This window comes from Paenalcaligenes niemegkensis (genome assembly GCF_022230885.1).
GTDB lineage: Bacteria > Pseudomonadota > Gammaproteobacteria > Burkholderiales > Burkholderiaceae_B > Paenalcaligenes > Paenalcaligenes niemegkensis.
The window spans coordinates 236,486-258,791 of record NZ_JAKGCT010000004.1; the positions used below are offsets into that span (position 1 = coordinate 236,486).

The 22,306-nt window shown below is 53.7% G+C and carries 18 protein-coding genes and 5 pseudogenes; 11 read left to right on the forward strand and 12 right to left on the reverse strand.

Annotated features, from left to right (window positions below):
* Positions 1-15: 15 nt before the first annotated feature.
* From L1889_RS05060 to L1889_RS05090, 7 genes and pseudogenes are all read left to right on the forward strand, one after another.
* Positions 16-888, forward strand: a complete 873-nt coding sequence (locus L1889_RS05060) for a M90 family metallopeptidase (protein WP_238664202.1) — start codon at positions 16-18, stop codon at positions 886-888.
* 108 nt (positions 889-996) lie between these two features.
* On the forward strand, positions 997-2,043 hold the full coding sequence (locus L1889_RS05065) for a hemin-degrading factor (RefSeq protein ID WP_238664203.1): 1,047 nt from the start codon (positions 997-999) through the stop codon (positions 2,041-2,043).
* Position 2,044: 1 nt separating this feature from the next.
* A complete protein-coding gene (locus L1889_RS05070) occupies positions 2,045-2,860 on the forward strand; it encodes a heme/hemin ABC transporter substrate-binding protein (protein WP_238664204.1) in 816 nt (271 codons plus the stop codon).
* A 66-nt stretch (positions 2,861-2,926) separates the two neighbouring features.
* Positions 2,927-3,884: pseudogene (locus L1889_RS05075) on the forward strand (FecCD family ABC transporter permease).
* 20 nt (positions 3,885-3,904) lie between these two features.
* Positions 3,905-4,747 carry a heme ABC transporter ATP-binding protein gene (locus L1889_RS05080; protein WP_372871715.1) on the forward strand — a complete coding sequence of 281 codons (843 nt, stop codon included), beginning with the start codon at positions 3,905-3,907 and terminating at the stop codon, positions 4,745-4,747.
* A gap of 214 nt (positions 4,748-4,961) precedes the next feature.
* Positions 4,962-6,092, forward strand: a complete 1,131-nt coding sequence (locus L1889_RS05085) for an aminotransferase class V-fold PLP-dependent enzyme (protein WP_238664206.1) — start codon at positions 4,962-4,964, stop codon at positions 6,090-6,092.
* A 114-nt stretch (positions 6,093-6,206) separates the two neighbouring features.
* Positions 6,207-7,297, forward strand: a pseudogene (locus L1889_RS05090) (PQQ-dependent sugar dehydrogenase).
* 53 nt (positions 7,298-7,350) lie between these two features.
* Here the strand turns inward: L1889_RS05090 and L1889_RS05095 are convergent.
* Complete coding sequence (locus tag L1889_RS05095; RefSeq protein WP_238664207.1) at positions 7,351-8,139, reverse strand: IclR family transcriptional regulator domain-containing protein; 789 nt, start codon at positions 8,137-8,139, stop codon at positions 7,351-7,353.
* A 389-nt stretch (positions 8,140-8,528) separates the two neighbouring features.
* On the opposite strand from L1889_RS05095, the gene L1889_RS05100 reads away from it, so the two are divergent.
* Positions 8,529-9,854, forward strand: a complete 1,326-nt coding sequence (locus tag L1889_RS05100) for a TIGR00366 family protein (RefSeq protein WP_238664208.1) — start codon at positions 8,529-8,531, stop codon at positions 9,852-9,854.
* Positions 9,855-9,867: 13 nt separating this feature from the next.
* On the opposite strand, the gene L1889_RS05105 is transcribed toward L1889_RS05100, so the two are convergent.
* The 8 genes and pseudogenes from L1889_RS05105 to L1889_RS05140 form a co-directional block, all read right to left on the reverse strand.
* Positions 9,868-10,407, reverse strand: a complete 540-nt coding sequence (locus L1889_RS05105) for a YaeQ family protein (protein WP_238664209.1) — start codon at positions 10,405-10,407, stop codon at positions 9,868-9,870.
* Between the two features lie 137 nt (positions 10,408-10,544).
* On the reverse strand, positions 10,545-11,378 hold the full coding sequence (locus tag L1889_RS05110; protein ID WP_238664211.1) for a phosphodiesterase: 834 nt from the start codon (positions 11,376-11,378) through the stop codon (positions 10,545-10,547).
* Positions 11,375-12,431, reverse strand: a pseudogene (locus L1889_RS05115) (ABC transporter ATP-binding protein). The gene L1889_RS05110 and the pseudogene L1889_RS05115 overlap by 4 nt, the downstream one beginning before the upstream one ends.
* A 10-nt stretch (positions 12,432-12,441) precedes the next feature.
* Positions 12,442-13,242, reverse strand: coding sequence for an ABC transporter permease (locus L1889_RS05120; RefSeq protein WP_238664213.1), 801 nt, complete (start codon positions 13,240-13,242; stop codon positions 12,442-12,444).
* Entirely contained in the window at positions 13,239-14,081 is an 843-nt protein-coding gene (locus L1889_RS05125) for an ABC transporter permease (protein WP_238664214.1), read from the reverse strand. Before L1889_RS05125 ends, L1889_RS05120 begins: the two co-directional genes overlap by 4 nt.
* A 15-nt stretch (positions 14,082-14,096) precedes the next feature.
* A complete protein-coding gene (locus L1889_RS05130) occupies positions 14,097-15,107 on the reverse strand; it encodes an ABC transporter substrate-binding protein (RefSeq protein ID WP_238664215.1) in 1,011 nt (336 codons plus the stop codon).
* Between the two features lie 34 nt (positions 15,108-15,141).
* The gene (locus L1889_RS05135) at positions 15,142-16,158 is read right to left on the reverse strand and encodes a LacI family DNA-binding transcriptional regulator (RefSeq protein ID WP_238664216.1); all 1,017 of its coding nucleotides are present in this window, start codon (positions 16,156-16,158) and stop codon (positions 15,142-15,144) included.
* A gap of 89 nt (positions 16,159-16,247) precedes the next feature.
* Entirely contained in the window at positions 16,248-17,468 is a 1,221-nt protein-coding gene (locus tag L1889_RS05140) for an MFS transporter (protein ID WP_238664217.1), read from the reverse strand.
* A gap of 173 nt (positions 17,469-17,641) precedes the next feature.
* Between L1889_RS05140 and L1889_RS05145 the strand changes: the two are divergent.
* A pseudogene (locus L1889_RS05145) lies at positions 17,642-18,506 on the forward strand (pirin family protein).
* 36 nt (positions 18,507-18,542) lie between these two features.
* On the opposite strand, the gene L1889_RS05150 reads toward L1889_RS05145, so the two are convergent.
* Positions 18,543-19,250: a glutathione S-transferase C-terminal domain-containing protein gene (locus tag L1889_RS05150; protein ID WP_238664218.1), complete on the reverse strand. Its 708-nt coding sequence runs from the start codon at positions 19,248-19,250 to the stop codon at positions 18,543-18,545.
* A 381-nt stretch (positions 19,251-19,631) separates the two neighbouring features.
* Between L1889_RS05150 and L1889_RS05155 the strand changes: the two genes are divergently transcribed.
* Positions 19,632-19,826, forward strand: a complete 195-nt coding sequence (locus L1889_RS05155) for a hypothetical protein (protein ID WP_238664220.1) — start codon at positions 19,632-19,634, stop codon at positions 19,824-19,826.
* A gap of 372 nt (positions 19,827-20,198) precedes the next feature.
* Positions 20,199-20,950: pseudogene (locus L1889_RS05160) on the forward strand (baeRF3 domain-containing protein).
* Between the two features lie 20 nt (positions 20,951-20,970).
* On the opposite strand, the gene L1889_RS05165 reads toward L1889_RS05160, so the two are convergent.
* Together L1889_RS05165 and L1889_RS05170 are read right to left on the reverse strand one after the other, a co-directional pair.
* On the reverse strand, positions 20,971-21,558 hold the full coding sequence (locus L1889_RS05165; RefSeq protein WP_238664222.1) for an MFS transporter: 588 nt from the start codon (positions 21,556-21,558) through the stop codon (positions 20,971-20,973).
* Positions 21,540-22,292, reverse strand: a complete 753-nt coding sequence (locus L1889_RS05170) for an MFS transporter (RefSeq protein ID WP_238664224.1) — start codon at positions 22,290-22,292, stop codon at positions 21,540-21,542. Before L1889_RS05170 ends, L1889_RS05165 begins: the two co-directional genes overlap by 19 nt.
* Positions 22,293-22,306 lie beyond the last annotated feature (14 nt).

Below are 22,306 nucleotides of genomic sequence, written 5' to 3' on the forward strand. Positions count from 1 at the left end.
ACTCAAGGAAAAAGCATGTTCAGATGGCTTGCCGGACGTGGTGCTACCCAACGCCAGGTGGAGCGCCAACTGGCTATGATTACGGATGAACTCTGGAGTCAGACCTTATCCGGCCATGTTTTTCTAAGGGGGCTGTCGCCGCTCGAGGACCAGTCGTTGCGCTTGCGAAGCGCCTGGCTGCTGGCCAGCAAGCGTTTCGGCGCTGTGCAGGGTATGACGCTAACCGAAGAAATCATGCTGTCCATTTCTGTCCAGGCGGCGCTGCCCATTTTAAAACTCGATACCGTGCTCTACGAGCGCTGGACAGAAATCATTCTCTATCCGGGTGGCTTTGTGATTCCGTATCATGAAACAGACGAAAATGGTGTGGTGCACGAGTACTTGCAGGAAGCCTCCGGAGAAGCCTGGGAAGGCGGGCCAGTGATCTTGTCATGGGAAGATGCCCGTTCTGGCACTGCGCATAACGCCAACGTAGTGATACACGAGTTCGCCCATAAGCTGGACATGCACGCAAATTCGGAGGCTGATGGCATGCCCAGCCTAAGCGCACACCCGCATCTCAGCACGAAACATTGGCGCGAGGTGCTCAAAAGCTCATTTACTGAATTTACTACGGCTCTTTCAGAAACTGAAGGCGCCATTCCCGCCCATGTGGATCCTGAAACAGACGAGGCTGCACCGTGGTTTGATCTGTTGCCGCTAGATCCCTACGCCGCCACAGATACAGGTGAGTTCTTTGCTGTCAGTACCGAGGCCTTTTTTGTGGACCCTGTGCGGCTGGAACGCGGGCTGCCATGCTGGTATGACTTGCTTGCGCAGTATTATCGTCAGGACCCCCTCACTCGGCTTGCTGGGGTTAAAGAAAACCAAAGAGCCACATGGCGATAAGCAGCCAGTTTGATCCTTGCGAATGTGAATAGGAATGGTTATCATTCTCGATGTTGGGCAGTATTAACAGCGATTATTTTTACTTGTTCAAAATCAAAAGGAAATCACGTGCATTTAGCATCCGGACATGAAGCGCAGGCGCTGCGCACCAGATATAGCGACCTGAAAGCACAGGATCCAAAGGCCCGCATACGCACGTTGGCAGAAAAAATGGCGGTGAGCGAAATGGAGCTGGTGGCTGCTGGCTGCGGCGATATTCAATCCACGTTGCTGCGCGAACCCGCGCAGGATATCTTTAAAGAGCTGGGCAGTCTGGGTCGAGTCATGGCGTTGACGCGTAACCCTTGGTGCGTACACGAACGCCATGGCCGCTACGAAGAAATCCGGGCCGGCAAAACCATGGGTATTGTGCTGGGTCCTGACATCGACTTGCGCCTGTTCTTCGCGAATTGGAAGAGTACCTGGGCAGTGAATGATAACGGCCGGCAAAGCATTCAGTTCTTCGACAAGGCAGGGGGCGCCCTGCACAAGGTGTATTGCACCGGCGAGACGGACATGGAGGCCTACCGCCTCCTGGTCGAAAAATACACAGATACTGATGCTGTCTGGCCTGAGCCGCAGGCTTTGCCAGATAAGAAGACGGAGACGGTCACGCCGGATGCGTTGCCATTGCGTACGGACTGGCTCGCTTTGAAAGACACGCACGAATTTCATGGCCTGCTGCAGAAACATAAGGCGTCGCGGCTTGATGCTCTGGCGGCAGTGGGAACCGATCTTGCTCAAGAAGTCGCTGTTGATACTGCCGAACGCATGCTCCAGGCTGTAGCCAGGCAAAACATTGCTTTTATGTGTTTCGTCGGCAATGGTGGCCTGATACAAATACACTCGGGTCCCATTAGTCAACTCCGGCGCACCGGGCCTTGGTTCAATGTACTTGATCCTCATTTCAACCTGCATCTGGATACGACGGCGATTGCCTCGAGCTGGATTGTGAACAAACCGTCCAAGGACGGCTGGGTTACCTCCCTGGAGTGTTATGCCGATAACGGTGAAATGATCGCGCAGTTCTTTGGTGCACGTAAGCCAGGTGTTCCTGAACTGCATAGCTGGCGTCAGTTGATGGTGAGCTTCTGCCCCTTTCCGCTGGCAGCATAGCATGCGAAACTGGCTGCTTTCCCTTGCTGTCTTTGTCGCCGGTGCGGCTTGCGCTGCCCCGCCGGAAAGGGTGGTTTCACTAGGGGGCAGCGTTACCGAAATCATTTACGATTTAGGGCAGGGTCATCGTCTGGTTGCCAACGATGCTTCCAGCCTGTACCCGCCAGAAGCAACCCGTTTGCCTCGTGTGGGCTACTACCGCTCGGTACCTCTTGAGGGGATATTGTCCATGGCTCCTGATCTGGTGCTCGCGTCCGATAACGCCGGACCTGTCAATATACTGGAGAGGCTTAGCGGTTTGGGTGTGCCCGTACGTTCTGTCTCTGACGCACCGTCGCTAGATTCTCTTTATTTGCGAATCGGCCAAATTGCTGAAGCATTGCAGGCTTCTGACAAGGGTCACGAGCTTATCGATGCGATCCGCAGCGAGGTAGCGCAGGCACAGACCATCGAGACAACTCCGCGGCGCGCGCTTGTACTGCTTGATCGTACAGGGTCGCTGATGGGGGCAGGGCAAGACACAGCTGCCAATGCCGTGCTGGGGCTTGCGGGCCTGGAGAATGTTCTCGAGCAACAGGTGGGCTATAAGCCGATTTCGGCCGAAGGCCTGGCTGCACTGGCGCCAGATATGATTATCTTAAGCAGTGCCTCTGCGGAGGCCAACGGCGGCCTGGAGCTGGTAAGGCGCAAGGCCGGTATCTCGGCAACGCCTGCAGCTGGGCAGGGCCGTGTCATTGCCATGGACGACCTGCTTATCCTGGGTATAGGGCCACGGGTCGCGCAAGCGATACAGCAACTGAAAAACGCAGCGCGCTGAGCGCGCATTGGCACCACGCTCATCATGCAAGAAAAACTGCCTCCCCAACCGGTTTTGCTGGTTCTGATGGCCTGTCTGATCGTTGCCATGATGGGCGCCAGCGCCCACGGCGCGATGTCCATTCCCTGGTCGAGCCTGCCCCGGCTCTTATGGGGCGAATTGCAGCCGGGCGAAGCATTGCTGCAAAAAGTGCTGTTCGATATTCGTTTGCCGCGGGTATTGTTCAGTGCATTGACGGGTGCGGCACTGGCAATTACCGGGGTAACGATGCAGGCGCTGTTTCGCAACCCGCTGGCTGAACCCGGGCTGGTTGGAATTTCGGCGGGAGCGGCGCTCGGGGCGGTGTTTGCCATTGTGATGACCGCAGGAGGGTTTCTCACTGTTGCCGCCGCGGCTTTTGCCGGCAGCCTGGGAGCCACTTTCCTGGCTTACTCGATTGGCCGACGCTACAGTGGTGTTGCCGGGCTGCTGCTGGCCGGCATCGCCATCAATACCGTTGCTGGCAGCGCTATTGGCGTATTTACCTATCTGGCTAACGATACGCAGCTACGGGATCTCACCTTTTGGAGCATGGGCAGTCTGGCTGCTGCCGACTGGAAAACCTTTTTTGCTGGGGCCGTGGACGGCGCTGCTGGTGGGATACCTGTGCCTGCAGTGGCGCACTCTCAACGCCTTGCTGCTGGGCGAACGGGAGGCAGGCCATCTGGGCTTTGAACTAGTCAGGGTCCGGCGTCGCCTCATTGTCATCACTGCTCTTATTATCGGGCCGCTGGTTGCGGTAACCGGCGGCATTGGTTTTATCGGGCTGGTGGTGCCTCACCTGGTTCGCATGATGCTGGGCGCCCATCATCGTTATCTGATGCCGGTTTCCGTTGTTGCCGGAGCCTTGCTGCTAACGCTGGCTGACTGGCTGGCACGCGTGGTGATGAGCCCGGCTGAGCTACCGATTGGTTTGGTGACCAGCCTGGTAGGCGGCCCCTTCTTTTTCTGGCTGCTCAGTCGCGGCCGATCGGTCAGCTTATGAGCAAGGATAGCCGTGCCGATATGCCTTCCGCTTTACACGGCGGAACGACGTATAACTGTGATGAACTGGCTGCATGGGCACTAACGGTACAGCGTGGTCAGCGTACTGTTTTGCAGCGTACAGGGCTCAGGCTTGAGGCGGGTGAAGTGGTGTGCCTGCTGGGGGCGAACGGAGCCGGGAAAACCACGTTTCTGACGGCCCTGGCGGGAGAACTCAAGCTTGATCGGCGCCTGCACGATAAGCAGGCTATTCTGATGAACGGCACCGAACTGACATCGCTGAGAACTACACAGCAGGCGCAGTCGCGTGCGGTGTTACCGCAAAAGCCAGGTCTAAGCTTTGACCTGCAAGTGATGGAAGTCGTGGCCATGGGGGCTTATCCTTTTCCGGAGCTGTCCAACGCCCAGGTACATGATTTGAGCAGCAAGGCATTAGCTAAGGCTGAGCTCGAAGATCTGGCCCAACGCCGCTATTTGGCCTTATCCGGGGGCGAACAGCAGCGAGTGCAGTTTGCCAGAGTCCTGGTGCAAGTGCTGGCGCAGCGTTCACAGGATCCGCGGGGGCGCTATCTGCTCCTGGACGAGCCCACAGCCAGCCTGGACCCCTTGCATCAGCAGCGATTGCTGCAAACCGTGCGCGAGCTTGCACAAACCGAGCGCATCGGCGTACTGCTAATACTTCATGACATTAATCTGGCGGCTTCCTGGAGTGACCGTGTTGCGCTTCTGGCCGAGGGGAAGATACTTGCCTGTGGGCCACCGGCTAGCGTGCTGACTCAAAAGCACCTGTATACGGTCTATGGTGTAGAAGCCCATATCATGCCGCATCCTACACGTGCTGGACGGCCCTTGATTGTGCTCTAGATAAGCACCTTGACGTTCGGCACGCCAAGCTAAGGTCTACTGACAGCTTGTCATGCCGTTGCTCAGCCGCAGCCATGGCCGGAATGGTCTAAAATCAGCTTATCCATCGTGGTTGGTGCCAGCATTCAGGTTCTTAAGACCTTTTAATTCTGTCATTCAACCCCGTTATTAATAGCCTCTCGTCATTATCCGGCTTTTTCTTTAAGGAAACCCTATGCCTAGCTTGTTGCCCGACGTAGACCCTGATGGTCTTCTTGAATACTCGGTGGTTTACACAGACCGTGCCATCAACCATATGTCTGGCGTTTTTCAAGGTGTAATGAAGGATATCTCCAGAACGCTGAAGCAGGTCTATAACGCCGAGTCGGCGATTGTGGTGCCCGGCAGCGGTACCTTTGGCATGGAAGCCGTTGCACGACAGTTTGCGACGCACAAGAAGTGCCTGGTCATTCGCAACGGCTGGTTCAGTTTTCGCTGGAGCCAGATTTTCGAAATGGGTAATATCCCTGCGGAAACAACTGTGCTTAAAGCGCGTCCTGAGCACAACGGACCACAGGCGCCATTTTCCCCAGCACCCATTGAAGAGGTCGTTGCCGCTATACACGAACAGAAACCCGACCTGGTGTTTGCTGCCCACGTAGAGACGGCCTCGGGGATTTTATTGCCAGATGACTATATGCGTCGGGTTGCTGAAGCCGTGCACGCCGAGGGCGGGCTTTTTGTGCTGGATTGCATTGCTTCGGGCACGATTTGGGTAGATATGCAGTCCGTAGGCGTGGATGTGCTCATCACTGCGCCGCAGAAAGGCTGGACTTCGTCGGCCTGTTGCGCTCTGGTGATGCTAAGCGCCGCGGCGCGTAAGCTCATAGACAGCACAACCAGCTCTTCTTTTGCCTGCGATCTGCGCAAGTGGCTGCAGATCATGGAGGCTTATGAGCAGGGTGGCTTTGCCTACCATGCGACCCTGCCCACCGATGCGCTCGTTATATTACGCGACGTCATGGCAGAAACTGAAAGCTATGGCTTTGAGCGCTTACGCGACGAACAGCAAGAACTCGGTGACAGTGTGCGGACGCTGCTGCGTGAAAAAGGCTTCAAAAGCGTGGCTGCAAGCGGTTTTGAATCGCCCAGCGTGGTGGTCAGCTACACGGACGACGATAAGCTCCATTCAGCTCAAAAGTTCGCGGAAGTGGGCTTGCAAACGGCAGCAGGGGTACCGCTGCAGTGTGATGAGCCGGAGAATTTCAAGACCTTCCGCATTGGCTTGTTTGGTCTGGACAAGCTGCATAATATCGATCGTACGGTAGCCAGCCTTGCAAAGGCGCTGGACCAGATAGGGAAATAAAGCAGGAGCACGGTACATCCTATAATCCACATCGCACGAGGTGCTTCATGATTCACATACGTTTATTGTGCAGAACGATCATGGGGGCTACTGCTGGCGGCCGCTCCTCTTATCATGGCCAACGAGGCACCAGTTGCCTCTAAAGGCAACGTGCAGGTTGGCGAAGTGGTTACAGGTCTCGATCACCCCTGGTCTTTGGCCTTTCTGCCTGACGGCTCCATGCTCATTACCGAAAAGCCCGGGCGTCTGCGACTGCTTGATGCACAAGGCGCCTTGTCTGAACCAATCGGTGGCTTGCCACAGGTCGCCGCGATCGGCCAGGGCGGTTTGCTCGACGTCATAGTGTCTCCGGATTTTGCCAACGATCGGCTAATTTACTTAAGTTATGCAGAGTCAAACGGCGATAAAGCGGGTACGGCAGTAGGCCGGGGCCGTCTTTCAGACGATGCTCGCACGCTGGAAGGCTTTACCCGGCTGTTTACCCAGGAGCCCAAACTGTCGACAGGACACCATTTTGGTAGCCGTATGGTGTTCGGCCATGATGGCATGCTGTATGTGGCGCTCGGAGAAAACAATCAGCGTCCTACTTCTCAGGATCTGGACAAACTGCAAGGGAAAATCGTACGAATTGCTCCCGACGGCAAGGTACCTGGCGACAACCCCTATGTGCAGCATGCAGGCGCCAGGCCCGAGATCTGGTCTTATGGACATCGCAACCCGCAGGGAATGGCGCTGAACCCCTGGAATGGCGAGCTCTGGGTACACGAGCATGGGCCGCGCGGGGGGATGAAGTCAATGTTGTAGAGGCGGGTAAAAACTATGGCTGGCCGCTTGCTACTTACGGCATAAATTATACCGGCTTTCGTATTCCTGAGGCTGAAGGCACCGAGGTTCCGGGTACGCAGCAGCCTTTGGTCTGGTGGAAGAAATCGCCCGCAATCAGCGGTATGGCATTCTACGACGCCGAGCGATTTCCACAGTGGCAGTCCTCGTTGTTCATAGGGGCCTTGCTTAGCAAAGAGCTGATTCGTTTAACGCTGGATGGCGATACGGTCGTGTCTGAAGAACGTCTGCTGCACGACCGCAACGATCGCATACGCGATGTGCGCCAAGGGCCTGATGGTTATGTTTATGTGCTCACAGACTCATCCAACGGGGCGTTGCTACGGTTGGCACCTGCGGATGCCGTGAATAATGCCCCTTGATGCTAAAGATTAAGTTCTTGCCTGCACTCAGCAGAGGCTTTGTCTGTAAACGGTCAGAGACTGATCATCTTAAGAGCGGATTCCAGGTATGGCAGGTATTTTTCTCTTACCTGGGTGGGATCGGTACGTAAAACGTGAGTGCTGATATTTAATGAACCCAGTACCTTGTTATCCCTGCTTTTTACCGCTACTGATATAGAGCATAGACCAAGCTCTAATTCTTGGTTGACGATTGAATAACCGTTGATTCGATCGTTATCCAGGGTTTCAAGAATGTCGTCAAGATTAATCAAGGTGTATTCGGTGTGACGGATAATATTTGAGGCCTTAAGGATACCGAGTTGCTCATTCTTTGACAGTTGCGACAATATGGCCCTGCCCATTGAGGTGCAATAGGCTGGCAGGGTGCTTCCCACGTGTAACGACCCGCTCATAATGCGCATTTTCTCTTCTGAAGAACGTGCTACATAAATAATATTCGTATCCTCAAGAACCGCAAATGATGAGGATTCCCCTGTGTGCTTAGTTATGTCCTCGAGTATGGGCTGAATGGTGCGGGGCAAGCAGGAAGACACTAAATAGGCCTGTGCCAGCGTTAAAATTTTGGGAGTCAGGCAATATTTTTTATCATCTTCCAAGGCATAGCCCAAATCTTTAAGCGTAAACAAAATGCGGCGAACGGTAGCTCGCGGCAACTTTGTCATTTTCGCTATCTCAGCCATTGATTGCGGTGCATTAGTACGCGAAAACACTTCAATGACCGCTAACCCGCGCGCGAAGGAAAGCAGCAGCTCGCTTTCGTTACGTTTCTTTGAAGTCGGGGAGGTATCTGCGTTTGCCAAAAAAACGTCCTTTTTGTTGTTTGTTATCGGATGTGAGCGCAGTCCGAGACAGCGCATCCCAAATCAATTTTACACATTTACGTAGATCGGCATTCCTTATCGGTAATTGTGTCGTCCCCTGAAAATTTCTCTCTTATTGCTATCTTCGTTGCAGCGCCTACCTTTTTCTTGACAACGAAGCGTTGCTTCAATATGGTATCGATTGTTCGTTTAATGAACAAGTGTTCGTTAGTCGAACATAGCATAAGAACGATTCATAACTAGATCAGGGATTCTGGCGTCATTGACTGCCAGTAGTGATCAAGAAAGTACTTTGATCACATGATCGAATTAACGATAAAAGAGAAAAAATGGATGCTACAGAAAAAAGAAAAAGGACTGTTACAGATGTGCTGACACGCGCATTTGAACGTTGGACGCCAACGCCGTTTGTAATCGCCGTTATCCTAACGATTATCGTCATGGCGCTCGCATTGATCTATACGGATGCGGGCATCCCAAAGGTATTCGAAGCATGGGGGAAAGGCTTGACGGGTTTGCTGGCTTTTATGACGCAGATATCCTTAGCCATTATGTTTGGTCATGTGCTGGCACACACGCGAAGAGCTCAACGGGCTTTGCTGATGGTGTCGAATTTGCCTAAAACGGCGATACAAGCCTACATCATGGTCACTGTCTTTTCGAGCTTTGCCACTATCGTGCAGTGGGCGCTGGGTCTGATCGTAGGAGCGGTATTGGCTAAAGCAGTAGCGTTCTCGCTAAAACAGCGTGGTGTAAAAGTCGATTTTCCTTTGCTAATTGCCGGTGCATATTCAGGATTTATTTTCGCAGGCTTGGCCTACAACGGTACGATTCCCTTAACGTCGGCTACTGGTGGCTCATTTGTCGAGGCGGCATTGGGGCGCATTGTCGATTTGAGCGAAACTGTATTTACGGTCTACAACATGACGGCTTTGGTGCTGTTGCTTGTGCTAATGCCACTATTGCTGGCGTGGCTGCGTCCGCGTGTTAAGCCAGATGAAATTTCGAATCTTGCTCAGGAAAGCGCCGCTGCAGAGGAGCAGTTCGATAGTACGATTGAAAACCCGACTGATCATCTAGAGAAAAAACGTTTTCTGACGACAGTGCTGGGTATTTTCCTAGCGACTTATCTGGTTTTCCATTTTTTGCATAATGGCTTTTCATTAAGCCTGGATATCGTGAACTGGATTATGTTGACGTGTATCTTGTTCATGGTTAGCTCACCCGTGGAACTTATGCACTTGATCAAAAAAGCGGCATCGTCCGTAGGGGATGTGCTGATTCAGTTTCCCTTATATGCGGGGATTTTGGGCATATTGAGCAGCACGGGATTAGTGGTGGTGCTGAGCGACTTCTTTATTTCGGTTTCCACGCCAGCCACATTGCCTTTTATTGCTTTTATTGTTGCTGGTGTGGTGAACTTTTCCGTGCCAAGCGCCGGAGCCCAGTTTGCGCTACAGGGCCCTATCTTTATAGACACTGCTGTTCGTTTAGGCGTGGATCCGGCTGCCGTGATTATGGGCATTTCTTATGGGGATACATGGACGAATTTACTGCAACCATTTTTCGCCTTGCCTCTGCTGGCCATCGCGGGCCTGCATGTGCGCACGATTTTTAAGTACACCTTTCCGGTTTTCTTATTAAGTGGCGTGATTCTTGGAAGTACCATGCTTTGGTGGGGGGCTAGCCTCTAGCTGAGTGCTATCGCTATGACAGTAAGCGAAGCTCAATGGTAGCTTCGCCCTTAGCACTAGATACCCAGATGGTTTTATCCTGGACGTTCAGGTTGATGGACATTGAGCGTTCAACCATCGAGGTGAGGGCGTCAGAGGCGGTTTCAGGGATTACAAAAATCTTGAGCTCTTTAATTCTTGCCACCTTGTTCCTGATCCCTTTCCACCACACATCTACATTTCGTCCGTAGGCGTACACAATAACCTCATTGGCACGGCCGGCCGCTTTGATAAGGCGGCGGTCGTCTGGCAGGCCGACTTCAATCCATTGTTGAATAGCGCCGGTTAAGTCGCGTCGCCAGAGATCGGGTTCATTGGCATCGCTTAAACCCAAGGCAAAGGCCAGGCTATCCGTGTCATCACTATGTACTGCATAGGCCAACAGGCGTACCATCAGCCGTTCTTCGGTTTCAGACGGATGCTTAGCCGCGGTTACCGAATGAGTGGCGTAATAAGGCCGATCATTGTCGGCAATGTGCAGGTCGGCTTTATAAATCGTAGAACGTAGGGCCATGATGTGTCGATGAGTTAAAGGTCGGCAGAGTGTAACGCAGTCCGTGCACACAACACGTGCCGGTTTACGATTTTAAAAAGAAGGCCGCAGACATTTGCGTCGCGGCCTGCAATACAGCTTATCGCGTGGCTGATTCGCTAGTCGATCAGCTTGCCCATGTCATGAAAGGGGTAGGGGCCTTCGTAGGGGCCTACCATCGCCAGATGCGATACCAGACGATTGGCGCCAGGGTCCCAGGCATGAAGGCGGTAAGCCGGAGGTTCCAGGCACCATGCGGACTCTGCATCAGGGGCCAGGTCGAGGCAGACCTGATGAGCAGGGGCCGGACAGGTGGACGCAATTGTTCCGCCAAAGCGGGTGTCGATAGCGCGGTGTAAGTGGCCGCAAATAATTCGCTCCACATTCGGATGCTGGCGTACCAGAGCCTCGAGTTCTGGAGCGCCTTCCAACAGGCCAATTTTGTCCATATGTCCAATCAGGGTGTCGAAAGGAGGATGGTGCATGGCAATAACCACAGGGTGCTCAGCGTTATCTGCCAGGGCTTTTTCCAGCCATGCCAGGCGCTCCTTGCACAGGCGGCCACTGCTCAGACCGATCTCACCGGTGTCCAGCGCGATCAGCCTGAGCGGACCAACGGGCACGACAAACTGGGCGAACCTGCTGTCACCGTCCAGATAGGTGTGCGAGGGAAAGCACGCACGTAAGCGATTGCGTTCGTCATGGTTGCCCGGAATCATATAAATTGGGGCTTTGAGAGGCGCAAGCAGCTCGTGTAAATGGGCGTATTCGGCATCGCGGCCGAAATCAGTCAGGTCGCCCGTGATGACGACTGCTTCGACTTGTTGTGGCAAGGCGTTGATTGCTGCTACGGCATTTTCTAAATAGGGCGCCGTATTGATGCGGCCGTAAGCGAGTCGTCCGGGCTCTCGGATGTGCAGATCTGTAATCTGCGCAAAAAGGGTGGTTGTCATACTGCACCTTCGGAATTCAAAAGTCGGTCTGGGTGAATGCGCAAGCCAATGCGGTCACCTGTACGGAAAGCACACTGGTTGCTGACTTCAGCCATTAAGGGAGGCTGGTGCGCCAGGTTCAGGCGTAATTGGATGCGTTCGCCTAAAAAGCTGCGATGGGCAACTTCGGCGGTCGCCCAGCCGTCGGCGACAGCTCCCAGTTCAATGTCTTCAGGCCGCACCAGCAGACGCGCGCTGTTTTTCAGGGCAGCAGGACAGGGCATGGCAAGATCGCCAAGCTGAATAATGCCATTCTGCCGTGCCTGCTCATCACGTTCCAGACGGTTGACGCGGCCCAGGAATTCAGCCACAAAGGGGTGCTCGGGGCGGCGATACAGATCTTCGCCACGACCGACCTGCATGATGTTGCCGGCATGCATGACCGCAAGGCGGTCAGCGATGGCAAGCGCTTCGTGCTGATCGTGTGTGACGTGTATGGCGGTAATACTTAATTGGCGAAGCAGATCGGCCAGTTCATCACGCAAGGTTTCTTTTAATTTGGCGTCCAGGGCAGCCAGCGGCTCGTCCAGCAGCAGCACTCGTGGGCGCACCGCCACAGCACGGGCCAGGGCCACGCGCTGGCGTTGCCCGCCGGACAGCTCTGCGGGACGTTTGTGTTCCAGGCCATTTAATCGCACCAGGTCGATTAATTGCCCAACAACCTTTTTTCTCGGTGTCATTCACCCCACGAATCGTCAGGCCGTAGGCGATATTTGCCTGAACGCTCATTTGCGGGAATAAGGCGTAACTTTGAAACACCATGCCGACATTGCGTTCCTCTACGGGACGGCGGGTGACATCTTGGGTGCCGAACAGAATCTGGCTGCCTTCGTCAGCCGTTTCCAGGCCGGCAATCATGCGTAGCAATGTGGTTTTACCGCAGCCAGAGGGGCCCAGCAATGCCATGACTTCGCCCGGCTCTATATGCAGTTGGGTGGGTTTGAGCCCTTGCGTGCCGTCGGCATAGGTTTTTGCGCCGTTAATAATATCGACGCTGATTCTTTCTAGTTGCATCATCATTAGATTAGTTTCCGTAGTTCTTCTGCACGATATTCGCTACCGTTTGCATAATCCAGAGCACCGGTAAAATTACGGCAAAAAACACCAGGGTGTAGGCCGAGCCGATTTCCAGGCGCATTGAGGCGTAGCTATCGGCCAGCCCGACGGGAAGGGTACGGGTAAGCGGGGTATGCAGCATCCATGTCAGGTTGAATTCGCCAATCGACAAGGTAAATACCATCATGGATCCGGCCACTACTGCAGGAAAAACGGCAGGCACTATTACGCCTATAAAACGGCGTGGAAAGCTGGCACCCAGCGTGCGTGCCGCTTCTTCAATAGCGATAAGCTCGTTTTTTTGCAGGGCCGAAGCGACAGTACGCACCATGAAGGGCAAGGTGAAAACAATATGGCCCACCAGGATGAAGGCGAAGCTTTGGCGAAAGAAACTGATTTGTCCGTAAGCCAAAATCAGGGCCAGCGCGGAAGCCAGGCCGGGGACAGCGACGGGAAGGGTAATGAGTTCTTCGAAAGCACGGGCCCAGCGAGAAGGGTTTCTAGCCAATGCATAAGCACAGGGAACGCCGATGATCAGGGTGCTGGCCACACAGGCCAGGGCAATCGCAATCGACCAGCCCACTGTGCCACCGTAGACGCTCCAGACTTCGTTAATCCAGCGAAAGGTAAATCCACTTTTGTATCCGACACTGAAATTATTGATCAGGCCAGCATAAATAGATAGCAGCATGGGCAGGATCATGAACAGGCAGACCAGCCAGGTAATGACGCTGAGTATTGGGGCTTTTTTGTTTAGGGTTTGACTCATGCCGGACGCCCCAGAGTACGGTTGCCTGATTCGGAGACAATACGTGCGATAAACAAGACCGCCCAGGTGATCAGGCCAAGGGCAACGGACAAGGAAGCAGCCAGGGCAAAGTTGGCATAGTTGGTGAATTCGTTGTAGATCGAAATAGGCAACACTTCGAACTTGCTCGATAAGGTAAAGGCGGTGCCAAAGGCCCCCATGGCCGTGGCAAAGATAATTGCGCCACAGGCTACGGTGGTGGGTGCCAGCTGGGGTATCCAGACATCGCGGGTGATGTTGTATTTTGAGGCGCCCAGCGCACGTGCTGCCTCTTCCAGAGAGGTGTCCATGGCTTCAGCTGCAGCGGTGTAATTGGCAATGGCCCGGGGCAGCGAGAAATACAGGTAGGCCAGGAATAGCCCGATGGCCCCGTAAGCAAAGGTGATACGGCCCATGCCCAGCGCCTGGGTTAAATCGGCGATAGGGCCTTGGCGGCCGCCCAGCAGGATCACAAAAAAACCGACGATAACCCCGGGAAACGACAGGGGAAGCGTGAGCAGGGACAGCAAGAGCTCGCGCCCTCTAAATTGGCGCCGTGCCAGGTACATGCCTACGGTGGCTCCTAGTATCAGAGTAAGAATGGTGACAATCACCGACAGTACGACGGTGTTTAATAAGCTATTTAAATAGCGCGAGTGAGTCAGCACAGCGAAATAGGTTTGCCAGCCCTGCTGGGCTGGCAGCATGACCAGGCGCGTGACGGGCAACAACCAGAACGCGAAGAAAAACGCGGTGGTGGGCCCGAGACACGCCAGCATGATGGCGCGCTGGCTTCTCGGAAAGAAAGACGCTTTGCTCATGGTGCAGAGATGAAGTTAGTGAACTTCCTTTAGATAACGGTCTGCAAAATCGCGCTGTACTTCTGCCATTTTGCTGTAGTCAATAGCGTCAGCACGCTCGTACTCGGTTTCGGGCAAAAACTGCGCCTTAATGTCTTCAGGCATGGCATTGGCGCGCACAGGGCGCAGGTAGGCACGAGCCCAGATTTCCTGACCTTCGTCAGAGAGGACAAAATCAAGTGCTTTTTTGGCATCTTCAGCGTGTGGTGCGTTGGCCACCAGGCTCATGACGTAGGGAACGACAACAGTACCTTCCTGTGGAATTACGAATTCAACATTGGCGTGGTCTTTGTATTTGGCACGGTAGGCGTTGAAATCGTAATCAAGCAAAATAGCAATCTCGCCAGACAGGACGCGGGCGTACGAGGTTTGCTTAGGAACTATAGGCTGGTTTGCCTGTAGGGCTTTGAAGTAATCAATGCCTGGTTCGAAGTTATCCAATGTACCGCCCAAGGCATGGTTGGCGGCGACCGCGCCTACATACCCAACAAAAGCCGAAGCAGGGTCTAGGTAACCGATCAAGCCTTTGTAGTCAGGTTTGAGCAGGTCGGCCCACGATTGCGGAACCGGTTTTCCTTCAAGAGCGTCTACGTTGACCATAAAACCCATGGTACCTGAATGAATCGTGAACCAGTCGCCGTTAGGGTCTTTTAAACCATCAGGGATATCGTCCCATGCTGCGGGTTTGTAGCCAGTGACTACACCTTCTTTTTGGGCCTGGATGGCGAAGCTGACGCCCAGGTAGGTTACGTCAGCAACCGGTTTGGCTTTTTCAGCAACCAGCTGGGCCAGCGACTGGCCCGAGTTTTTGTTGTCCGCCGGGATACGTACTCCGGTGGCTTTTTCAATCGCTTTTAGCTGCGTGCCCCAGTCTGCCCATTCTGTAGGACAGTTATAGCAAATGGCAGTTTGTGCGACGACGTTGCCGGCACTAAAACTTAATGCCAGAAGGCTGCTGGCAGCGATGCGTTTCATAAAGGGGGACATGGTGTTCTCCGATAATTAAATAGATGTTGTCGTTTTAGCCACCCAGCACCTGGGACGGAGGGGCACTGGACTCGGCGGGACACAAGACATAATTCAGCAGCAAGCTGGCCGATGGGCCTGGCTTGCTACCTTGGCTCAAGCATTGAATAAGCAAGCTGACGCTATAACGGCCGATATCGGCGTTGGGTTGAGAAATTGTGGTTAATGAAGGGGTGAGATCCTGGCCCAGACGTATGCCGTCAAAGCCTGTAATACTGATATCGTCAGGAACCCGCAAGCCTAGCTGGTGTGCGGCTCGAATGGCTCGTATTGCCAGTAAATCGTTCGAGCACACGAGGGCGCTTGGGCGGGGTTTGTGTTGCAGGGCCTGCACAATCTGATCGACGGCATTGTCAATAAAAGGAACTTCGATAATAGCTTGGTGTGGCTGTAATCCGGCGGCTGTCATTCCTGCGAGAAAGCCGCTGTATCGCTGCTGAGCGCGATCTGAGTCGCTGCGTCGGCCACTGACCATGGCGATGCGCTGGTGTCCCAGCGATACCAGATACGCGACCATCCGGGCGAAGGCAGCGGGATTATCCACCGAGATGCAGGGGTGTTCGTCATTGCTGTTATAGGCCAGAACATAGGGAATGTTCTGTTCGCGCACAAAGTCTAATGTGGCCGATGCCCTGGGGTCAGATACCACCAGAATCAGCCCATCCACACCAAAGCCATGAAGGGCGCGTACGGCGGACTCTTCTTGCTTAAGCAGATAGTCGGTCGTGAAAGGCATGATGGAATAGCCCGCGGCAGCGGCAGCCTGCGCGATGCCTTGCAGGCATTCGGCAAACACCGGGTTGTTTAGCGTAGGCAGCACCACGCCCAGGGTTTGACTACGTTGAGTACGCAGGCTGCGTGCACTGGCATTCGGTATATACCGCAGCCGTGCCGCCGCCTGCTCGACTATTTTTCGAGTTTCTGCATTTACCTTGTCTGGCAAATTAAAGGTGCGCGAAACCGTGGCTACTGAAACCCCGGCTTCTTTCGCTACTTTTTGAATGGTCGACATATCGCAACTGGCCTGTGATGTAATCGATTACATTAAACCAAAGTTTTGTGACGTTAGGATGACTAAAATAGAAAAATATGCGGTTAGTGTTAAATATGAGTGTGGCGACGCATCAAACGCAGGGACACAAAGTGGATAAGCAGGCCACTGATGGCCAGGCTCGCGCCAATGTATCCGGTAGAGGCCCAGCCCAGGCCTGCCGCTATTCCTACACCGCCCAGCCAGGCGCCCAGGGCGTTGGCGGCGTTAAATGCAGAGTGATTCAGCGCGGCAGCGAGCGTTTGTGCGTCGCCGGCCACGTCCATCAATCGACTTTGAAGAGCAGGGCCCAGGGCCACTAGCGTGCCCACCAGCAAGATATTGATGGAGCCTAAAATCGGGTGTTTAGCTGTAAAGAAGAAGGCGCCCACCACAAAGAAGGCCCAAATTAAAATCCCCCGGATGGTTGCTTCTAAATTCTTGTCTGCCAAATACGCCCCTACCAGATTCCCGCCCACCATTCCTATGCCAAACAGCGCCAGGATAACGGGGATGGTATTTTCGCCTACACCTGCCAGGTTCATCATCGTGGGTTTGACGTAACTGAACACGGCGAAAAGGCCGCCGCTGCCTACTGCACCAATCGCGAGTGTCAGCCAAACCTGGGGCCGCTTAAGCGAGTTCAGTTCGGCTAGGGGATGCGTGCGGCGCTGCGGGGCAGACTTCGGTACAAAGCGCAGGATGCAGCCCAGCGCTGCCAGGCCAAGCAGCCCGACAATCACAAAGGCTGAGCGCCAGCCAAACCATTGCCCGATGGCTGCGGCTATAGGCACGCCTATCAAGGTAGCTACAGTTAAGCCCATTAATACCCATGCAACGGATTGGGTGCGCCGATGCCGGGGAACCATTCCTGCTGCGACCAAGGCGGCTACGCCTAGGTAGGTGCCATGTGGAAATCCACTGATAAAGCGGGCTACATTCATACTCAAGTAGCCTGGAGCAACTGAGCTGAAAAAGTTGGCCACGGCAAAAGCGGCCATGAGTGCGATCAACAGGCGCTTGCGCTCCCAGTTGGCGCCAAGTACGGCCAGAACTGGGGCGCCAATGACAACCCCTAGGGCATAGGCGCTGATAAGATGCCCGGCCCCAGGAATGCTGACTCCAAGGTCATCAGCTGCATCTGGCAATAAGCCCATGATGACGAATTCGCCGGTGCCGATGCTAAATGCACCCATGGCCAGCGAAAAAATGGCGAGTAAAGTTGAGGAGTCTAAGGAGGAAGAGGGTGTAGTACCGGAGCTGGTGGTGGTGCTGGAAATACTGGGATTCATTATTATTACGTTAAACAAGGGATGACGTATTGAACCATGAAATGACGTGTTTTTACGGTGCTGAACAGACTGGATGCTGAATAGAACGCAAGACTCTGCCGCTTTGGACTTCGTTCATCTGCTATGGTCTATAAAGCTGACTGGGCTTTCATCTAATAGGAAAGAGGGGCATTATGCTTGAACTGCTTATAGAGCCACGCGTGCAAAGTATTGGTGCTTTTGATGTTGAAAGGATCCTGCCATTTCGCAAGCGTCGTATGGTGGGCCCTTTTGTTTTTTTTGACCGTATGGGGCCGCAGCAGTTGGAGGCTCCTGTTTCACATCAGGCTGATGTGCGGCCGCATCCTCATATCGGTTTGTCTACTGTCACCTACTTATTTGAAGGTAGCATGACACATCGCGACAGCCTGGGGATCGAGCAGGCCATTATACCTGGCGACCTGAACTGGATGACGGCCGGATCCGGCATTAGTCATTCAGAACGTTTTGACGACATGAGGTCGACAGGCGGTTCAATGGATGGTATTCAGGCGTGGGTGGCCCTGCCCACAGAGTTCGAAGAGCAAGCGCCGGCTTTTGAGCATTATGAGGCTACGGTGCTGCCACGGCTGGACGATGAAAAATGGCGAGGGCGGCTGATCGCCGGCGAGGCTTTTGGGTGCCGTTCGCCTGTGAAAACGCATTCGCCCTTGTTCTATGCCGATTTGCAGGTAATGGCGGGAGGCTCTATTTCGCTCCCCTTAAACTATGCCGAGCGTGCTCTGTACTTAATAGAAGGTACTGTCGAGCATGCCGGCCATCGCTACAAGGCGGGGAATATGTTGGTGTTTGCAGAAAACACTGATCCGAAAATCGTGGCCCTTAGCCCTGTGCGAGTGATGCTGTTAGGGGCGAAGCCGTGGGACCGCGCCATATCTGGTGGAATTTTGTATCATCGAGCAAAGACCGTATAGAACAGGCCAAAGCTGATTGGGTAGCAGGGCGGATTGCCTTGCCCCCCTGGATAGCAGCGAGTTTATACCGCTGCCAAGCCGTTAAAAGCCACGACTTTTAGGTCATGTCACGGTTCAGCCTCTAGTTTCTGGCAGGTATTTGCAGGCCTCGTTGTACGGCGGGCCTATCTACAAATGCCGCCAGCACACGCTGTACATTCGGGTACTTATCGAACTCGACCAGATCGGCAGCCTCGTAGAAGCCTATCAGGTTACGCACCCACGGGAAAATTGCGATATCAGCAATAGTGTAATCAGGGCCTGTGACCCAGTCGCGGTCTTTTAGCTGCACCTCAAGCACGCGCAATAAACGTTTGCTTTCAGTGACGTAGCGTTCGAGCGGACGCTTGTCTTCATATTCTCTTCCTGCGAACTTATGGAAGAAACCCAATTGACCGAACATGGGGCCGATGCCGCCCATTTGAAACATCAGCCACTGTATGGTTTCCATACGAAGGGCAGGATCATCAGGTAACAAGAGTCCGGATTTTTCCGCCAGATAAATAAGAATAGCGCCGGATTCGAATAAACCGAGTGGTTCGCCGTTAGGGCCGTTGGGGTCAAGAATGGCCGGAATCTTATTGTTTGCACTGAGCGAAATGAATTCAGGAGTAAGCTGATCGTTAGTCTCGAAGCTGACCAGGTGAGCCTCGTAAGGCAGGCCGATTTCTTCCAGCATAATCGAGGCTTTCACTCCATTGGGTGTAGGCAGGGAATACAGCTGCAGGCGCTCAGGGTGCGAGGCGGGCCATTTTCGGGTTACGGCAAATTGGTCAAGGCGGGTAGACATACGGCTTCCTTGTGATTGGGCATGGGGGTAGACCCACTATATCGTTTTTTTGGCTGTTAGCAATTAGTGGCATAAGAGCTAGTGCTATTAATTAGCCTTCGCTATGATGGGGTTGCTAATCCTTGGTCTTCGTAACAGGTAAGGGTTTTAGTTTTTGCTAAGATAAACAGTAGAGTTTCGGATTTTACGTATTTTTATATAAGGCATCAGCATGGAAATTATTACCAACACCGACACCCGTATTGAAAATACAGACAATTTGCGTGAACGTGTCACGAGTGTGCTGCGTCAAGAGCTAAAGCATGTTTCCGACTCAATCACCCGAGTAGAGGCTCATCTGCGCGACGTGAATAGCGATCGCGGTGGTGCCACGGACCGAAAGTGCCTGCTGGAAGCTCGGGTAGCGGGGCTTCCCCGGTGGTTGCCGAGCACCGGGCGGCCGATATCGAACTGGCTTTGTCCGGCGCGGCAAAGCAGCTGGCGCGTGCTGTACGTTCAGCACAAGAGAAAGCATCAGGCAATGGTAAACGTAGCGACGCGCACAAACGCATCGATCCTCCAGTTGAAAGCGTCTAAGGAGCTTACATGCATGTACTCAATAATCAGTTACTCGCCCAACTACTTAGCAAACAAAATGGTCCTTGCTTATCCATCTCGCAAAAAACGCACCGCTCTTTTCCTGATAACGGGCAAGATGTCATTCGCTTCAAGAACCTGATCAAAGAACTCGAGTCCTCATTGGCTAAATTTAATGGCGATCTCGACAAAGGCGCATTGCTGGCACCGTTCAAAAAGCTGGCTGCAGATACCGAATTCTGGAAACAGAACTTTGACGGTCTGGTGGTACTTAGCAGTGCTAACGAATCGCATGTATTCAAAGTGCAGCGCCCGGTGCCGGACTTTGCGGTGGTTGCTGACTCCTGGCATTTAAAGCCACTATTGCGCGACATGCAAACAGCTGACCGTTTTCAGGTGCTGGCCTTAAGCCGTAACTCTGCCGTGCTCTACGAGGGAAATCGCTATGCCCTTGATAAAATTGCTACGGCATCCACCTTTCCGCATAGCAATGAAGATGTCATCGGAGCTGACCACACCGAAGCGGTTACTAGCGCGAAGCTTCATCATATCGAGCGCTCAGACGAAATCGATCGCGATACCGAGAACTACTTTCGAGCGGTAGACCGGGCTACACATGAGGAATATACGGCGCCAGCAGAGCTGCCTTTGATTCTCGTCACCTTGCCTGAGCACCAGGGGGTATTCAGAAAGCTTTCGCATAATCCCTATTTGCTCGAACAGGGGTTTCTGTCGATCCACAGGCCCTCACAACCAGCGATCTGCTCGAGCGTGTCTGGAAAGTGATGGAACCCATCTATCATCAGCGTACCCGAGACGAGATAGACAGGTTTAGGCAGGCTCAAGGCACAGGGCTCTCACAAGACGATATCGAGCAAGTGTATGTGGCTTCACTGGCAGGACGCGTTGAGCATCTTCTGGTTGATGCTGATCTTCGCATAGCAGGGCGGCTCAATACCGAACGCGAACAGATCGAATTTCTAGGTAGTTTCAGTGATCCTGATGCTGACGATGTTCTTGATGATATCGCCGAGATTGTGCTGCGCAACGGCGGTCGTGTCATGGTCGTGCCTTCAGAGATCATGCCCAGCGGCTCTGGTCTGGCAGCGGTTTACCGCTACTAGACCTTGATACTGAAGCCAGCTTACTGATCACCTTGGCTGGCTTCAGGTGACACAATGGCAGGGCAGCGTTTAGCCATATAGCTTAGTGCGAATGCCAAGCCACCAATAGCGGTGCAAAATGCAATCAGGGCAGACGTCATGCCAAAGGCATCGGCTATCCAGCCTACCCCCAGGATAGGCACAATCGCTCCCAGATAGCCGGTTATCAGATAGGTGGAAATCAAGGCCGCACGCTGGTTCGGATGAGCGATTTTATTGACGATAGCCATGCCCGAAATCAAGCATAGACCGTGGCCCAGCGCGGTAATCAATAGGCTGATAATAAAAATGACCACTGAGTTCGCAAACATATTGACCATCAGCAGGATGTTGCTCAGACCCAGGCTAATTAGCCCGATTACCAGGCTGCGACGCGTAGGCCACTGTCTGGCCATCAGTTGAAATGACGCTGATAAAAATAAAATAATACCAATGGACAGCCCGCTGACAGCAGGGCCATGCCAGGGAATCATCTTCGACATGAAGGTGGGGGCCAGCGAGGCAAACAGACTGAAAATTCCGAAAGCGCTGAAGGCAGAAAAACTGCCGATCAAAAAGGGCTGACGCAAGGGTGGCCTGGGTATGAGTATGCTCGGAATCCAGCTTTGCTTAGGGGCGGTGTTTTTGCAGATGGCATCGCTTTGATACCGATGCTCTCGAGGTTCAGGGTGAACAGCGCATAGGCCCCTAGCAGCCCCATCACAATCGAGGGCACGTAGCTGATGCGCAGGGGCGCCGGGCTCCATTGTGCGATAAGACCGCCGATCACCGGCCCCAGCCCGAAGCCGAATGCCAGCATCAGGCTGGTGGTTGCAGCGGCTCGTTGTAAGTCAGAAGACCGGTTCAAGCGCGTAAGCCCGATTGAGGCAGAGGTTACGATCAGGCTGGATGCCATGCCGATGAGCACGCGACTAAAGCTAAATGAGGCGTAGCTCCAGGCAATGGCTGAAAAAGTGATGCCAATGGTCACCAATATGATGCTAAATCGTAAGATAGGCATAAAGCCATGCTGGTCACTGAGTTTTCCCAAAAACAGCAAACCTGCCAGCGCGGACGCCATATAGACCACGTAGACTAATGTGATATCCCCCGCGCTGAGGTTCCAGGCTTCCTGGTAAAGCGGGTATAAGGGGCTGGCCAGGGCCGTGCCCATCACCCCCACACACATGGCAAAGCAGACCCAGAGATAAGGGTATCGATGAATGTTTGCCGCTAGGAAACTGCGGTGGTGGGTGCCTGCGCCTTGGGCGGCTGCGGCATCAGGCTTGTCGGCTTGTTTTGTTTTTTTTGAAGATAAGGGCATGGAGTTCTGGTTTG

Bases quoted from the DNA above. Each gene is read 5' to 3' on its own strand.
- L1889_RS05060 (WP_238664202.1), top strand. From the start codon at position 16: ATGTTCAGATGGCTTGCCGGACGTGGTGCTACCCAACGCCAGGTGGAG.
- L1889_RS05070 (WP_238664204.1), top strand. From the start codon at position 2,045: ATGCGAAACTGGCTGCTTTCCCTTGCTGTCTTTGTCGCCGGTGCGGCT.
- L1889_RS05080 (WP_372871715.1), top strand. From the start codon at position 3,905: ATGCCTTCCGCTTTACACGGCGGAACGACGTATAACTGTGATGAACTG.
- L1889_RS05085 (WP_238664206.1), top strand. From the start codon at position 4,962: ATGCCTAGCTTGTTGCCCGACGTAGACCCTGATGGTCTTCTTGAATAC.
- L1889_RS05105 (WP_238664209.1), bottom strand. From the start codon at position 10,407: ATGGCCCTACGTTCTACGATTTATAAAGCCGACCTGCACATTGCCGAC.
- L1889_RS05110 (WP_238664211.1), bottom strand. From the start codon at position 11,378: ATGACAACCACCCTTTTTGCGCAGATTACAGATCTGCACATCCGAGAG.
- L1889_RS05120 (WP_238664213.1), bottom strand. From the start codon at position 13,242: ATGAGTCAAACCCTAAACAAAAAAGCCCCAATACTCAGCGTCATTACC.
- L1889_RS05125 (WP_238664214.1), bottom strand. From the start codon at position 14,081: ATGAGCAAAGCGTCTTTCTTTCCGAGAAGCCAGCGCGCCATCATGCTG.
- L1889_RS05130 (WP_238664215.1), bottom strand. From the start codon at position 15,107: ATGTCCCCCTTTATGAAACGCATCGCTGCCAGCAGCCTTCTGGCATTA.
- L1889_RS05135 (WP_238664216.1), bottom strand. From the start codon at position 16,158: ATGTCGACCATTCAAAAAGTAGCGAAAGAAGCCGGGGTTTCAGTAGCC.
- L1889_RS05140 (WP_238664217.1), bottom strand. From the start codon at position 17,468: ATGAATCCCAGTATTTCCAGCACCACCACCAGCTCCGGTACTACACCC.
- L1889_RS05150 (WP_238664218.1), bottom strand. From the start codon at position 19,250: ATGTCTACCCGCCTTGACCAATTTGCCGTAACCCGAAAATGGCCCGCC.
- L1889_RS05170 (WP_238664224.1), bottom strand. From the start codon at position 22,292: ATGCCCTTATCTTCAAAAAAAACAAAACAAGCCGACAAGCCTGATGCC.